The organism is Ignavibacteria bacterium, assembly GCA_016873845.1.
Taxonomy (GTDB): domain Bacteria; phylum Bacteroidota; class Ignavibacteria; order Ch128b; family Ch128b; genus JAHJVF01.
In genome coordinates this window covers 1-15,165 of the sequence record VGVX01000067.1, presented here as the reverse complement: position 1 = coordinate 15,165, position 15,165 = coordinate 1, and the positions used below count along the sequence as shown (strand labels likewise).

Genomic DNA, 15,165 nt, shown 5'->3' with positions numbered 1-15,165 from the left:
TGGAACTTGACGGTTTTAAAATTACGTTTATTGCCGATATTCAAGCTGACAGATTTACAGATGAAAACCGAATCACGAATTTTGTAAATAAAGTCAACTTCACTCAGCCGGATTTAGTTTTAATAGCCGGCGATATCATTACAACAACTCCTCGATTCATTGAGCTATCATCAGAACTGCTGGGACGCATTCGCTCAAGGTATGGAACGTTTTCATGTGTTGGTGATCATGATAATTGGGCATTTCGTACAGATTTTAAAAAAAGTAAAGAGGAAATAAGATCTGCACTTGAAAGAAATAATATTAGCATGATAGATAATGGCAACCAAAAAATTCGCATTAATGATGCGGAAATCTTGATTTCATTCATTACCAATACCTACGTTGATAGACCAAATAATGATGTGCTCGAAATATTAATGGATTCGCTGAATAATTATTCAGTTAAAATTTTGGTTTCACATCAGCCAAGTAAATCTTTGATTGATTCAGCGGCCACAAATAATTATGATTTGTTTTTATCCGGACATACGCACGGCGGGCAAATAACTTTTTTATTTCCATTCTACAATCTTTCTCCCACTCTGTTTGAGACAAAATATGTAAGAGGTGATTTTTGGTTCGGGGATTTGTTAGTGATTGTTAATCGCGGACTCGGAATGTCGCTTGCACCAATTCGTTATAATTCTACTCCGGAAGTAACGTTAATTACTCTGCAGAAAAAATATTTGGTTTATTAAAAGATTTGTATCGAATTCGGTAATTATATATCGATTTCTTTTTAAAAAAGGACTCAGATTTATAAATAGAAGATCAATCCAATACCGCCCAGATTTGTATGGCCGAAACTGCTTTCAAGAGCTAGATCAAATTTTTCACTCATGGAGTAGCGTAGTCCGAAAAAATATCCCAAACTCCCCAAATGCGAGCCGCTTTTGGAGTTAAGCTCTTCTTTCAGTTCTATCTTACTTCCATAAATTCTTAATCCCGTGAACAAAAATAAATCATTGATCACTTTATATTCACCAATTAACACTGCTTGAAATTCAGAGACTTTCATTTCTTTATTGACAAATTCCCTTCCTTTTTCTTTATTCAAGAAGCTTTTTGTAACTGCATAACCTGCAGCTAAAAATAACTCAAAATCATTTACAACTTCAGGAAGGAGATAACCCGCAGAAATTCCAATATTCCAGCCTGATTTACCTCTGAAGGATTCCTTATTCTGATTTTCTAACGATGTACTAATTGGAAATCCTGCTTGTACTTGAAACGTAATGTTTTTAATAACTGGATAATTTAGTTTTAAAAGAAAGGCATACTGAGAAAGATCATATATTTCATCATTGATGTTTTCGTGATTCTTCGCCATTGATGCCGATAGTGACAGTGCAAATTTATTTGCATTCCCCTTTCCTATCACACAGCAAGCCCCTGTAGGGAATGCAAGATCCGGCAGAAATACGCAAAGAATAAATATCATGAATTTTAACAGCAAATTATTGTTTCTCGTTATTCTCGATTCATTAATTTCATTTTTAAACTGCATTAAGCCGCCTCAAATTTTCTTTTATCAAAAATTAATTCGTCACAAAGCTCCCTTCCGCGGGGATCGATTTTATTCAACGGCATGATTTTGCTTGCATGAACAATTGCCATATCAAGTCCCGCTTGAACAGCGTTGTACAGAAAAACTGAATTGAGTGAATGACGCGTTTGCGGGTTCAATCCGAAAGAAACGTTACTAACTCCCAGCAGAGTTTTTGCATTTGGAATTTCTTTTTTTATTTCGCGGATGGCTTCGATTGTTTCAACAGCAGATTTTCGAAATTCCTCATCGCCGCTTCCAAGAGTGAAAGTAAGAGTGTCAAAAATCAAATCTTCTTCTCTCAATCCATACTTACTGACTGCAATATCTCGAATTCTTCTTGCGATTGATAATTTTTTCTCGACGGTTTTTGCCATTCCTTCTTCATCTATTGTTAGTGCAATTACTGCAGCGCCAAATTTCTTCGCAAGAAGTAAAATTTTTGAAAGCCGCTCTTCCCCATCTTCAAGATTAATAGAATTAATAATTGATCTCCCGGCGTAATGTTCAAGCGCAGCTTCAATAACCTCAACTTCGGTTGAATCGAACATTAAGGGGAGATTTACTTGGGTATTTAATCGCTTCACGAACTCGATCATGTCTTTTCTTTCATCTCGGCCGACGTAAGCAACGCAAATATCAAGAATGTGAGCTCCGTCGTTGATTTGATCCTTCGCCATCTGAACCATTCCGTCATAATCATCTTTCAGCAAAAGCTCACGAAATTGTTTTGAGCCGTTTGCATTGCATCGTTCACCGACTAAAACCGGCGCGGGATCAACATGCAAAGTTTGACTTGAATAAATGCTTGATACCGACGGTTGATACTCCCAGCTTCGTGCTTTTGGAGTCAAGCCCTCAATGCTGTTACTCAATTTTTTAATGTGCTCGGATGTTGTTCCGCAGCATCCACCGATAATATTTACTCCAAGATCATTCACAAAATGAATCATCCACCTTTGAAGTTCTTCAGGTGATAAATGATAACACGCAATTCCATCAACATTTTCTGGCAGACCTGCGTTCGGCATTACTAAAACTGGATTAGGAGAATTTTGACAGAGATACCGAACACTTTCGCTCATCTCTTTTGGTCCAGTTGCGCAGTTCATTCCAATGACGTCGATTATTTCATATGGTTCTAATGTTGTTAATGCGGCAGAGATGTCTGTACCCATTAACATCGTTCCAGTTGTCTCGATTGTAACAGAAACAATCACAGGAAGTTTAACTTTCTTTTCTTGAAAGACTTTCATCGCGGCGGAAAGCGCAGATTTAGTTTGAAGGAGGTCTTGACAAGTCTCAATGCAAAGCAAATCGACTCCGCCATCAATTAATCCCGAAATCTGAGTGTAATAAGATTTTTCTAATTCACGAAAAGAAATATGCCCAAGCGATGGAAGTTTCGTACCGGGTCCAATCGAGCCGGCAACAAATCTTGGTTTTTGGTTCATAGAGTACTCATTAGCAAGTCGCTTGGCAATCTCAGCAGATTTTTTACTTAGGTCATAGCTTAGATGTGCAAGATTATATTCGTTCAAAACTAATGGAGTTGAACCGAAAGAATTTGTTTCGATGATATCTGCACCAGCTTCGAGAAAATCTACGTGAACCTTTTTGACAGCAGATGGTTTCGTTACGCAGAGATATTCGTTGCATCCTTCAAATTCTTTTCCACCGAAGTCGTCAGCGTTAAGATTTTGATTCTGAATACTTGTGCCCGTTGCTCCGTCGAAGAGCAAGATTTTTTCTTTGAGTATTTTGTTTAGATCCAGCATAATATTTTTGAAACGCCAAGAAGCCAAGAGGATTAAGAAGCCAAGAGAATATCTATTTTGAGTGAATAGAATTTATAATTCTTTTAATTCCTTCTTTTAAAAGTGGAACATTGAAATTTATTAATAGAGCTAATTGTAATTTCATAGCTTTAAGATACGAAGTAACTTGTGCAAAATGAATTGGAGCAAGCACTTCAACTGCTTTTAATTCAACGATCAAATTATTATCAATTAAAAGATCGATTCTTCCCTCTCCAACTAACGAATCCTTAAAGTAAATATCAAATTTCTTTTGTCTTTCGAAGAAAATATTTCTCGATTTTAATTCTACACATAGAGATTCTTCATAAACGGCTTCAAAAAAACCAGGTCCAAGATTTCGATGAACTTCAATAGCAGCTGAAATTACATTTCTCGCTAATTCATCTACATACGCACTCGGTTCACTTAACTTTCTATCCATCATGGCAGCTTGGCATCCTTGGCCTTTTGGCGTTTATATCTTACCGTGCCTCTCCATAACCTCCCGCCAATCTTCCTCAGACAAAACTTCCGACTCCTCAACTAACATAATTGGGATATCATCTTCAATTCGATATCTGCGGCGTGTAGCTTTATCTGTCGATACCAAAAAGTTTCCTTCTAAAACTAAATCTGCTTTTGTCTCGGGACAGCATAATACATCAAGCAACTCTTTGCTTAGAGCCATCTTTTACTCCGTTATTCTTTGAAACAATTTAATAAAATCAACTTATAGTTTCGAGTGACATTAGTTATAAAGTTGGTAGGGTTTGTAAGGTTCTTAAAGTTCATAAAGTTTTTGCACTTACTTTATACACTTTTTATTTCAATTCTGCATTACTTGCCGTCTTTTATTTAGACCTACACTTTTCTATATTTGAATTGAGAAATCAAAAAGGAAATATGTTCGATAATTTAGAAAAAATAATTCTTCGATTCGATGAGATAAATGACGAATTGATGAAGCCTCAAACCGTAATGGATCAGCAGAAATATGTTAAGCTCAATAAAGAACGTGCCGAGCTCGAAGAAGTAGTCGATATTTACAAAAAATATAAAACCGTTCAGAAGGACATTGACGGTAATCTTGAGATTATTGATTCAGGCATGGATGATGAACTCACTACAATAGCAGAATCGGAATTAGAAGAACTTCGATCTAAACTAGCACATCTCGAAGAAGAATTAAAAATCCTTCTCTTACCAAAAGATCCAAATGATTCAAAAGATTGTTTTGTTGAGATTCGTGCAGGCACCGGCGGAGAAGAAGCTGCATTATTTGCGGCTGATCTTTTCAGAATGTACACTCGTTACGCCGAACAAAAAGGATGGAGAGTTGAGCTGATCGATATGAACGATACAGGCATCGGCGGATTTAAAGAAGTTATTTTTTCTCTACAGGGCGATGGAGCTTATGGCGAAATGAAATTTGAAAGCGGTGTTCACCGTGTTCAGCGTGTTCCGCAAACCGAAGGAAGCGGAAGAGTTCATACTTCTGCGGCATCGGTTGTAGTGCTGCCTGAAGTTGAAGATGTTGAAGTTGAAATTAACCAGAACGATTTGAAGATTGACATTTACCGCAGCGGCGGAGCTGGCGGACAGAATGTAAACAAAGTCGAAACTGCAGTTCGGATTACTCACCTTCCTTCAGGAATTGTTGTGCAATGTCAGGACGAACGCTCACAGCTTAAGAACCGGCAGAAAGCAATGAAAGTTTTAAGAGCGCGGCTTTACGATAGACAGCTCGAAGAGCAGAACAAAGAAGTCGCGGCACAGCGCCGTTCAATGGTACGCAAGGGTGACAGGAGCGATAAAATTAGAACATACAACTTCCCGCAGAATCGCATAACTGACCACCGAATTGGATTAACTCTCTACAATCTTTCAGAAATCATTGATGGAAGTCTTGAAGAATTAATTGAAAAAATAAAATTAGCAGACAGAACGGAAAAGCTACAGCAAGGGCTGCAAGTTTGAGCAATTAAGGAACAAACTTAGGGCAGATTCGTTTGCACATCAAAATTATCAAGCTTTAATGATTCGAATTTTCCTATCAATTTTTGTTTTTAATTCCTTTGCTGTCGCTCAATTGGAAGTCTTTTTTAATTACCACATAAGTATTTCAAATCCTAAATCTGAAATTTTCGAAATTGAACTTCACACTCCAATGATCGATTCCCAAACAATTACATTTGGAATTCCTGTCTGGTCGCCTGGTTCGTATTCAATAAATAATTATTGGGAGAAGATTCAGAACTTGCAGGCATTCGATTCTCTTAATAATGAACTTGAGATCATTCGCCTCGATTCGATCAGATGGCAGATCAACAATGCGCAATCATTGAATCGGTTATCATATCAAGTTAAGGATTTTGATGATGCTGATTTTCTCGATACGAGCGAGCTTGATTCAACTTTCGGTTATTACAATGGGACTGCTATTTATCTTATCCCAATCGGTTATGAAAATTATGAGTTTCAAGTCAAGTTCTTTCTGCAGGATAGCTGGTCGATAGAAACTTCCCTCGATTCAATCTCGCCTAATTGTTACAAAGCTAAAAATTACGATGAGCTTGCAGATTCTCCAGTAATGCTTGGAAATGCACTTAAACGCTGGGATTTTGCTCACACAGGAATTGACTTTTCTCTAATTGTTCAAACATCCAAAGATTTTTTTCCCGACAGCACTATTGCTGTGATTAAAGAAATCATCAATGCTCAAACAAAATTCTTTTCTGACACACCAATCACAAAATATAAATTTCTGTTTTATTTTAATGAAGATTCCGATCGATTCAGAGGATTTTACGGAGCTCTTGAACATTTGCAATCATCCGTCTATTACCTGCCCTACATCGAGAAATATGAACTTGATATAAGAAATAATTTTATTGGTTCAACTATCTCGCATGAACTATTTCACATTTGGAATGTCAAGCTTCTCCGTCCGAAGGAATTGCAGTCTTTTAATTACTTCGAACCGGTGAATACAAATCTCCTTTGGTTCAGTGAAGGAGTAACTGAATATTATTCAAATCTGCTGATGGTTAGAAATCGAATAATTAAGGAAGAAAAATTTTGGGAGGAGATCATTAATAAAATTGAAGAATCAGGATTTGTTCAATACTTGGATGGTGGCTCAAGTTTAGCAGAGATAAGCGCAAATGCGGCTTATAATTCTTTCTATTCTTTATACTCGAAAGGAACATTATTTGCTTTTTATCTCGATCTTAAAATTCGAAAGCTAACCGACAACGTTTTCCTACTCGATGATGTAATCAAAATTCTATACGAAGGTTACGGGAAAAAGCAACTCGGCTTCACAGAAAACGATTTGATTACAATTATAAACTCATTAACCCGCACAGATTTTCACGATTTTTTTAAAGACTATATTCATTCCTCTATCGAATTGCCACACGATTATTTTCTTTCGCTTGTTGGATTGACCCGAAAAGGATTGCGCCCTTATTTTGGAATTCATTTTTTCCTGAACGATAGTGACGAAACAGCCATCGATTATATAGAAGAAAATTCTCCAGCATCAAAAGCCGGGATTAAAGAGAACGATATTCTTTTGAGAATAAATGATTTTGAACTAAATTCAATCGAGAATTCAGACACAAAAATTGATTCAATAACGCAGTTCCTGCACGAACTTCCTGCGGAAAGCTCTGTGACTTTTTATATCAAACGGAAAAGTAAAACAATTTCTGTACATGTTAATCCAATTTTGAAAGAAAGAGAATTATCAAAGCTTGTCAATTCAGAGAACATGTCGTATGAGCAAAAGAGATTTAGAGAAAAACTATTGTATGGTAAATAAAAAAATTCGAGTATTGCTTCTGCTAATGTATTTCGCTGTTCCAGCTTTTGGACAAAGTGTGGACTGGGAAAGAGTTCATAATCTTACAAATCAAGGCATTGAAGAGCTGTACGGATTGAAAATAAATTCTGCGGTAAAATATTTTGATCAAGTGATTGCCATAGCACCAACTGATCCTCGAGGACATTTTTTTAAAGCAATGACTTATTACTACAAATATTTTCTGTTAAGTGAAAAAGAAGATTTCGATAAATTCATCAAAGCCTCTGATGATGTAATAACAATCTGTGAAAAGCATTTAAAGTATAACACAAATCAAGTCGAACAGGCAAAAACATATTTTTATCTCGGAGGAATTAAAGGATACCGAGGAATTATAAAATCACTTTACTCTCCAGGTTCTCCATCACTTTCTGTTCTTAAAGAGGGAAAAGAAGCTTACGAATCGCTTGAATATGCAATCACTTTGAATCCGCAAATGTACGATGCTTATATGGGACTTGGACTATTCACATACGTAGTCGGAAGCCTGCCAAAAGCATTTCGGTGGATCGCAGGCGTGCTTGGATTTGAAGGAGATAAAAAGAAAGGGATAGAGTATCTGCGTATTGCGAATGAAAAAGGTCTATATACAAAATATGAAGCTCTTTGGTGGCTGACATTTTTCTATATGGGTGAGAACGACGATGAGAATGCTTCAAAAAGTCTTGATGCAGTTCTTAAAAAATTTCCAGCTAATACTCTTTATCTTGTCCTGATGGGAAATTTTCAGATGTCGTTGAATAAGATCGATAAAGCTTTTGAATATTTTTCACGCGCATCTGTGATACAAGCCCCCGAAATGAAAAAGCTGACATACTTCGCTAATGCAGGACTCGGGAGATATTATTTTTTAAAAAATAATTTCACTGAAGCAATTAAGCATTATGAGAATTTTATCAATTTAGTTTCCGAGAAAGACGATAGATGGCGAAATCGTGATAACGCTTTGTACAATATTGCCTTGAGCTGTGATTTTCTTGGGCAAAGAGAAAAAGCTGTCTCATATTTTCAGCAGGTGAAGTATAATGACTTTGCAATTTTGAGAGTTAACCATCCGCTGACTACATCTCAAAAAATTATCATGCAGATTTACAACAATGGAATTACTTCAGATCGAGACAAAGCAATCGCAGAGCTTGAAAGAATAATTCTTCAAGAAGATCTTAATGCAGATGAATTCGGTTATGCAAGATATATGCTCGGATCATTGTATTATTCTCACAAAAATTACAGAACCGCATTGCCGATTTTTCGGGAAATTCAAAGCATAAAAACCGAAAAAGAAAATTGGCTGAAACCATACTCAAAGTATTATATCGGACAATGTCTGGTAAATCTCGGAGATAAATCAGGCGCAAAAAAAGAATTTGAATATATCGAAGATTTTAAAGATTATTACGGTGAAAGAAGCCTTAAACGCATGACACAGCGTGCAATTGACAAATTAGATTAAAGGAATTTTTTATGCGGAAAGTATTTTTAGTTTTATTCGTTCTCATATTTTCATCAATAACATTTGCTCAAATGAGTATAATCGGGAGTTTAGGAATGGGGGGCGGAGTTATCTTCGGCTCGCTAAATCCGAATTTGAAAGAATTAAATTTGGAATTTCAAAAAGTCGGTTTAAAGGAATTTGAGGGCGGAATGTTTGGCTTTGGCGGAGGAGGAGGATTAACTTTGGGCAACATTCGACTCGGCGGATACGGAATTGGTGGAAGTAAAGAAGTCAGAACGTCAATAACTGGCGGAGAGATGATTACCAAACTCGATTATGGCTATGGATTATTTGTAGCGGGGTATGAAGTTGCAAAATTTGGTGACTTGAGATTTGCAATAGACATTGGTATCGGCGGCGGTTCGGTCGATTTGGATTTAATAAATAAATCTCAAAGTTCAATTCCATGGAATACAGTTTTTTTACCAAGTTCTAACTCTGCCAAGAACTTAAGTATGAGTTTTTTCTACTATCAGCCATCGATTGTGATTGAATATATTTATGGAGGATTCACAAAATTTTTCATCGCCGGAGATTACTCTGGAATTATCAACGGCAAGTGGCGTCAAGATGGCGAGTTTGACTTGACGAATGTCCCGGATATGAAATTCAACGGATTCGCACTCCGTGCTGGAGTTTATCTTGGAATATTTTTATAAGAATTCATTAATGAGGTTATAGGTAAGTACGAATTTTCTATTATTTTAATTTAGCTTTGCCAAAGTCTGAACAAAATGAAGGGAATTAAATTCTTAAAAAACGATTTACTAATATTAAACAAATCCAAAAATTGGCTCTAAAGTTCGTATCTTTAACTAACTTATATGGTTGCTGTCTTTAAGAAAGGAAAAATATGAAAATCAAATATCTATTTGTTTTAATTTCAATTCCCATATTGCTTGCATTCTATCCACAAAGTGACGAGGTTAAAATTCATGTTATACAGAGTGGTGATTTGTATTATGCGTCGAATATTATCACTTTAAAATTTAAAGATAGTTTCAAAGATAGAGCAAGCCAAATCAATGAAATTTTATCTATGAATAAGCTTGTTGATGCCGCATATATCGATCGAATAGAGCAAGTTTTTCCTTCTGAAACTAATAGACTGGAAAAATCAATCTCAGGGCTGGATAGAATTTTCCGAGTTTATTATCATTCCGACATTGACCCGCTCTTTTTATCTCAAAAGATAAAACATCATCCTGAGATCGAATACGCTGAACCTCACTTTGTTTATAGAGTCGATTTCACTCCCAATGATCCGCAATATGCAAGTCAGTATGCTTTGAGTAAAGTAAGTGCATCAACAGCTTGGGATATTTCTAAAGGAGATTCATCAATCGTGATTGGGATTATTGATACTGGCGTTTATTGGACGCATCCCGACCTCTCTCCAAATATCTGGATGAATAAAAATGAAATTCCGGGTAATGGAGTTGATGATGATGGTAATGGTTACATAGACGATATCCGCGGCTGGGATTTTGGCGGATTGAATGGCACAGCAGATAATAATCCCGCTGAAGATGCACCATATCATGGAACTCACGTTGCTGGAATTGCATCTGCGGCAACCGACAATGGAATTGGGATCGCGGGACTCGGATTTAAATGCAAGATCATGGCTGTTAAAACTGCACGCGATGATCAAAAAGATCCAGGCTCCGGAATGCCTTATATCTGGTATGGCTATGAGGGAATTACTTATGCCGCTGACAATGGTGCACAAGTTATCAACTGCAGCTGGGGCGGTTCGGGTTATTCATCATTAGCGCAAGATGTAATTAATTATGCAAATTCTAAAGGGAGTCTTGTCGTTGCAGCTGCGGGAAATTCTGGTTCGTCAGGAGAGCATTTCCCATCAGGTTATAATTATGTTTTATCTGTCGCCTCCACTGGATCGGATGATAGAAAATCTGGATTCTCGAATTATGGATACTCAGTCGATGTTTGCGCACCAGGGAGCTCAATCCTTTCTACCTGGAGTACTAATACGTATATCAACAGCAGCGGAACTTCAATGTCATCGCCTCTTGCTGCAGGACTCGCCGGATTAGTTAAAGCAAAATATCCAACGTACTCAGCAGAACAAGTAGGTGAAAAAATTCGCGTCTCGTGTGATGACATTTATTCCCTAAATTCTTCTTACAATTATCAGTTAGGAAAAGGAAGAATTAATGCCTGGCGTGCACTTCAGGACTCGATAAATAAATCTGCTCGAATGTTGAATTACACCCTCAACGATGCTTCACCGCTCGGTAATGGTAATGGAATTCTTGAACCTAATGAATCAGCACAAATAAGAGTTAGTTTTAAAAATATATTGGAAGCAACTTCCAACCTCTCAATTACTCTTACTTCATTAAGCAGCGGGGTTTCTGTGAGTAATGCAACTTTCTTTACAAATGTAAAATCAACCGGAGAAACTTTTAACAACTATTCATCGCCGTATGTTGTGCAGGCGGCAAGTTCAATCGGCTCTGATTTTAACGTACGTCTTTTACTGACTTTTACTGATGGTACATATTCAGATTTTCAAATTATTACATTCATTGCAAATCCAACTTATGCTTTATCGAATAACAATAATATTAACGTAACAATCGGAAGCAGAGGAAATCTTGCGTTCAACAACTATCCAACGAACACTCAAGGCGAAGGATTAAAATACAAAACAAGCGCCAACCTGCTATTTGAGGGAGCTTTGATAATCGGAACAAGTGCAACAAAAATTTCTGATCGAGCACGTGGGAACAATGGAAGTATTCAAAACAACGAATTCACAATGATCACTCCGATCAAAGTATTTCAGCCCGGAGCTAAAGCCGATCTACAGACAACTTCATTGTTTAATGACGATGGAGCGGGGACAAATAAAATTGGCATAAAAACTATCTTACATTCTTACTCATTTGTAAATTCACCGAATGAAGATTTTGTCCTGCTGCATTATAATTTCATCAACACAACACCTTCACAAATAACAAATTTTCATGCTGGGCTTTATTTTGATTGGGACTTAATTGCATCTACAGGTGCTGATGACGTTTCCCGATGGGATGACGAAGCTAAGATGGGATATGTTTACAATCAGCCAGGAACAACTCCTTATTATACAGGTGCTGCACTTGTTTCGCATACGAATTACCATTATCGTTCAATTCTTAATGCAGGTAGTGACGGAGGTTGGGGAGTTTATGATGGATTTACAGATGCAGAAAAATGGGAATCGCTCAGCGGCGGCATTACAAAACCAAATGCCGGTGCAGGTGATGTTTCGCATGTTGTCGCAAGCGGACCTTTTTCGATAAATCCCGGAGATACCCTCGGTGTTGTATTTGCTGTAGCCGCAGGCGATAATTTAACAGCACTCAAACAGCATATGCAATCTGCGAAAAATAAATGGAATCAAATTCTGACTTCCATAAGTGATGAGGAACAAATAGTAGATAAATTCCGGCTTTATCAGAATTATCCGAATCCGTTTAATCCTAGTACAGTTATTAGTTATCGGTTATCAGTTAATAGTTATGCAACACTAAAAGTGTTCGATTTGCTTGGGTGTGAAGTCGCAACAATTGTAAACGAACCAAAGCAAGCTGGTGAATTTGAAATAGAGTTCGATGCAAGTAAATATGGATTAAGTTCGGGAGTGTATTTGTATAAGATAAATGCAGGCTCATTCACATCAGTGAAAAAGTTTATTTTAATGAAATAAATCATAAGCAATCTTGAAATTCCAGAATCCATTTTCAAGGATTTTATTTTACAGACAAAATTGAAATAGCATAAAATTTGACAAACCAACACTTGGTGTATTGATTATAATATCTCTCCGTTATAATCGGTTACATATATTATAAAGCACCGACTCAAAAAACAACTATCCTTGGGTTACAATATTTATGAGTTAATTCGATTAGTTGATTTTATTAATTTCAACTTGTAGCAAAATAAAATTTTAAGTAAATTTTAAGAAAAGAGGAAATTATGTCAAACTTTTTATTTTGGGCGATTCAGTATGGATCTCAAGGTCGTCAATATCCTTGGGATGTAGATTTCTATTTAGATCAACCTGCTTATTGGGACTTAATACTTAATGGAGAATTATGGGATAGCTATTGCCAACCTGTTATAAAACAGTCTGATCAAGTCTTTACAACAAATGATGAAAGACCCTTGGAATTAATGCATTGGAGACACCCAAGATGGTTACCAAACGATGGGGGGGGAAATACCATATGGTTTTGTTGCGAGAAGATATTCAGTAATAATTTATAATGATTCTAATCGAAGTAGAATTTTAAACAGGTATCATGGGGAAATAGATATAGATGATCCCTATTTAATAGATAAACAAGGATGGTTTGTATCAAAAATTATTGAAGTTACTCCAAATCAATCCGTTGTTTTAAATCAAACTATAAACATCTATATCAAAATTCTTCAACCTTGTAAATGTAATTTACTAATAACTGTACAGAAAGGGAACCAAGTTCCTGAGACGATTTATGAACAACTAGTAACAGATGCAGTGAAAGAAAAGCAAATTTCATTCCCATATACTTTTACAAGTTGGGCCATTCATAAATTTAGATTCAATTTAAGTACATCCATATCTTTATGGATTGACGATTGGTGCCCTCCAATGGCTGAATATGTTGAAGAGCGTGAATCAATTATTCATGTTGGTGAAAATTAGATAATGAGATCGTCTATTATAATAATAAGTTGCTTACTAATAATAATATCTCCAGGAGGTGTCTTCTCTCAATGGTTCGAAATTCCACCAAAAATTTACAACAAAACTTTTTATGAATTAAGAATGAAAGATAAAAATATTGGTTTGATAACTGGAACTAACGGAATAATATTAAAAACAGTTAATGGTGGTAGCAATTGGAGAGAAATACCGTCCAGTACATTGTCAAATCTGAATGACATCTTTTTTATTGATTCTTATATTTTTATTTGTGGGGATAGTGGGACAGTGCTTAAATCCAATGATGAGGGAGAAACTTGGTTAAAGATATTGCTCCCTTTTAATAAAAAAATTACTTCCATTTGTTTAATCGATCCCTCTGTCGGATTTATTACCACAGATAGCTTGATATTAAAGACTACCGATGGTGGTAGTAATTGGTTAATAATAGATAGATCAAACATTTACTTTCTGAAAATTCGATTTATAAATAATGAAATAGGATTTGCCGTCGGCGACAGTGCAACTTACGGCATTGTTAGAAAAACCACAAATCAAGGACTTAGTTGGTTTACGCAATCAAAGAATTATGCCGGTTTTTTATCTGACGTACAGTTTATTGATTCCATCGGTTATATTGTTGGTGAGAACGAACTTGTATTAAAAACAATAAATAATGGATTATCCTGGTATGAACCAAAACCTGTTACTCCTTTTTCAAAATATAATTTCGAATCCCTTTATTTTGTTAACGATTCAATTGGCTGGGTTGCCGGATGGAATGGAGTTATAATGAAAACATCAGATGGTGGCAAGAATTGGATCTTACAGCGTAAGCTAAATGAAATTGGAAATTTCAGTTACATCGGGGGTATCACAATGCTTGATAGTATCAAGGGGTTTACTGTTGGTTCAAATAAAGATTCTGATTGGTATGCACAAATTTTAATGACTACTAACGGTGGATTGACTTTTATCAAAGAAGAAAATGCAATTAGTATCTCTGAATTCCAATTGTTTCAAAACTATCCTAATCCGTTTAATCCAAGTACAAAGATTAAATTTCAAATTGCAATCCGCCAGATGGCGGATAAAATGCAAACTGATATAAGTCAGTATGTAACACTAAAAGTATTCGATTTATTGGGCCGTGAAGTAGCCACACTTGTGAACGAGCCAAAGCAAGCTGGTGAATATGAAGTCGAATTTAACGCAGATAAGTATGGATTAAGTTCAGGAGTTTATATGTATCGGCTAGTAGTGAGCGGAGTGAATCCATTGAATACAGGTTCATTTACTTCAACAAAGAAATTTGTGTACTTGCGATAGATGTATCTTTTCTGGATTGATTAGTTAATCTGATATCTGAAATAACGCCATCCTAACTTACATGGATGGCATCTTTCTATCTGCTAAAACAAAATTTCTTCTCACACTCCATTTTCTTGAACAACTGAAAAAACATTCCTTCAAAAGAAAATCCCATCTTAAATTTGCACAAATGAACATTATATCGCATATTAATTAAGTTAATATTACTCGAATGTAAATGATCATGCTCCAATTATTGAATTCATAAATAGAAAAAATAAATTAATAGGAGTTATCGATGAAAAATATTCTAACAGTTTGTGTTCTTCTTTTCATTTCTGGTAATCTTTTTTCCCAAAGCAACTACGAGTTGGTTTGGAGCCTTAATCAAAAACCTTT

Annotated in this window: 12 protein-coding genes; 8 read left to right on the top strand and 4 right to left on the bottom strand. The window is 36.1% G+C overall.

Features of this window, described 5'->3' with window-relative positions:
• Window positions 1-740, top strand: a 740-nt coding sequence (locus FJ213_10835; GenBank protein ID MBM4176649.1) for a hypothetical protein, incomplete at its 5' end; no start/stop codon positions are given.
• Window positions 741-799: 59 nt separating this feature from the next.
• Here the strand turns inward: FJ213_10835 and FJ213_10830 are convergent.
• The 4 genes from FJ213_10830 to FJ213_10815 are packed head-to-tail and all read right to left on the bottom strand — an operon-like array spanning window position 800 to window position 4,075.
• A complete protein-coding gene (locus tag FJ213_10830; protein MBM4176648.1) occupies window positions 800-1,549 on the bottom strand; it encodes a hypothetical protein in 750 nt (249 codons plus the stop codon).
• The gene (locus tag FJ213_10825) at window positions 1,549-3,366 is read right to left on the bottom strand and encodes a hypothetical protein (GenBank protein MBM4176647.1); all 1,818 of its coding nucleotides are present in this window, start codon (window positions 3,364-3,366) and stop codon (window positions 1,549-1,551) included. Before FJ213_10825 ends, FJ213_10830 begins: the two co-directional genes overlap by 1 nt.
• A 52-nt stretch (window positions 3,367-3,418) precedes the next feature.
• Window positions 3,419-3,829: a GxxExxY protein gene (locus FJ213_10820; protein MBM4176646.1), complete on the bottom strand. Its 411-nt coding sequence runs from the start codon at window positions 3,827-3,829 to the stop codon at window positions 3,419-3,421.
• 33 nt (window positions 3,830-3,862) lie between these two features.
• Window positions 3,863-4,075 carry a hypothetical protein gene (locus FJ213_10815; GenBank protein ID MBM4176645.1) on the bottom strand — a complete coding sequence of 71 codons (213 nt, stop codon included), beginning with the start codon at window positions 4,073-4,075 and terminating at the stop codon, window positions 3,863-3,865.
• Window positions 4,076-4,290: 215 nt separating this feature from the next.
• Between FJ213_10815 and prfA the strand changes: the two genes are divergently transcribed.
• From prfA to FJ213_10780, 7 genes are all read left to right on the top strand, one after another.
• On the top strand, window positions 4,291-5,364 hold the full coding sequence (gene prfA, locus FJ213_10810) for a peptide chain release factor 1 (protein MBM4176644.1): 1,074 nt from the start codon (window positions 4,291-4,293) through the stop codon (window positions 5,362-5,364).
• Between the two features lie 58 nt (window positions 5,365-5,422).
• Window positions 5,423-7,213: a PDZ domain-containing protein gene (locus tag FJ213_10805; protein MBM4176643.1), complete on the top strand. Its 1,791-nt coding sequence runs from the start codon at window positions 5,423-5,425 to the stop codon at window positions 7,211-7,213.
• On the top strand, window positions 7,170-8,708 hold the full coding sequence (locus FJ213_10800) for a DUF3808 domain-containing protein (GenBank protein ID MBM4176642.1): 1,539 nt from the start codon (window positions 7,170-7,172) through the stop codon (window positions 8,706-8,708). Before FJ213_10805 ends, FJ213_10800 begins: the two co-directional genes overlap by 44 nt.
• Window positions 8,709-8,719: 11 nt before the next feature.
• A complete protein-coding gene (locus FJ213_10795; GenBank protein MBM4176641.1) occupies window positions 8,720-9,409 on the top strand; it encodes a hypothetical protein in 690 nt (229 codons plus the stop codon).
• A gap of 194 nt (window positions 9,410-9,603) precedes the next feature.
• Window positions 9,604-12,471 carry a T9SS type A sorting domain-containing protein gene (locus FJ213_10790; GenBank protein MBM4176640.1) on the top strand — a complete coding sequence of 956 codons (2,868 nt, stop codon included), beginning with the start codon at window positions 9,604-9,606 and terminating at the stop codon, window positions 12,469-12,471.
• Window positions 12,472-12,975: 504 nt separating this feature from the next.
• A complete protein-coding gene (locus FJ213_10785) occupies window positions 12,976-13,455 on the top strand; it encodes a hypothetical protein (GenBank protein MBM4176639.1) in 480 nt (159 codons plus the stop codon).
• A gap of 3 nt (window positions 13,456-13,458) precedes the next feature.
• Window positions 13,459-14,784 (top strand): hypothetical protein, encoded by a 1,326-nt coding sequence (locus FJ213_10780; GenBank protein ID MBM4176638.1) that lies wholly within the window; start codon window positions 13,459-13,461, stop codon window positions 14,782-14,784.
• Window positions 14,785-15,165 lie beyond the last annotated feature (381 nt).

Coding starts and splice junctions, on each gene's coding strand:
- FJ213_10830 (MBM4176648.1), bottom strand. CDS start 1,549: ATGCAGTTTAAAAATGAAATTAATGAATCGAGAATAACGAGAAACAAT.
- FJ213_10825 (MBM4176647.1), bottom strand. CDS start 3,366: ATGCTGGATCTAAACAAAATACTCAAAGAAAAAATCTTGCTCTTCGAC.
- FJ213_10785 (MBM4176639.1), top strand. CDS start 12,976: ATGGGGGGGGAAATACCATATGGTTTTGTTGCGAGAAGATATTCAGTA.
- FJ213_10790 (MBM4176640.1), top strand. CDS start 9,604: ATGAAAATCAAATATCTATTTGTTTTAATTTCAATTCCCATATTGCTT.
- FJ213_10780 (MBM4176638.1), top strand. CDS start 13,459: ATGAGATCGTCTATTATAATAATAAGTTGCTTACTAATAATAATATCT.
- FJ213_10805 (MBM4176643.1), top strand. CDS start 5,423: ATGATTCGAATTTTCCTATCAATTTTTGTTTTTAATTCCTTTGCTGTC.
- FJ213_10820 (MBM4176646.1), bottom strand. CDS start 3,829: ATGGATAGAAAGTTAAGTGAACCGAGTGCGTATGTAGATGAATTAGCG.
- FJ213_10815 (MBM4176645.1), bottom strand. CDS start 4,075: ATGGCTCTAAGCAAAGAGTTGCTTGATGTATTATGCTGTCCCGAGACA.
- FJ213_10795 (MBM4176641.1), top strand. CDS start 8,720: ATGCGGAAAGTATTTTTAGTTTTATTCGTTCTCATATTTTCATCAATA.
- FJ213_10800 (MBM4176642.1), top strand. CDS start 7,170: ATGAGCAAAAGAGATTTAGAGAAAAACTATTGTATGGTAAATAAAAAA.
- prfA (MBM4176644.1), top strand. CDS start 4,291: ATGTTCGATAATTTAGAAAAAATAATTCTTCGATTCGATGAGATAAAT.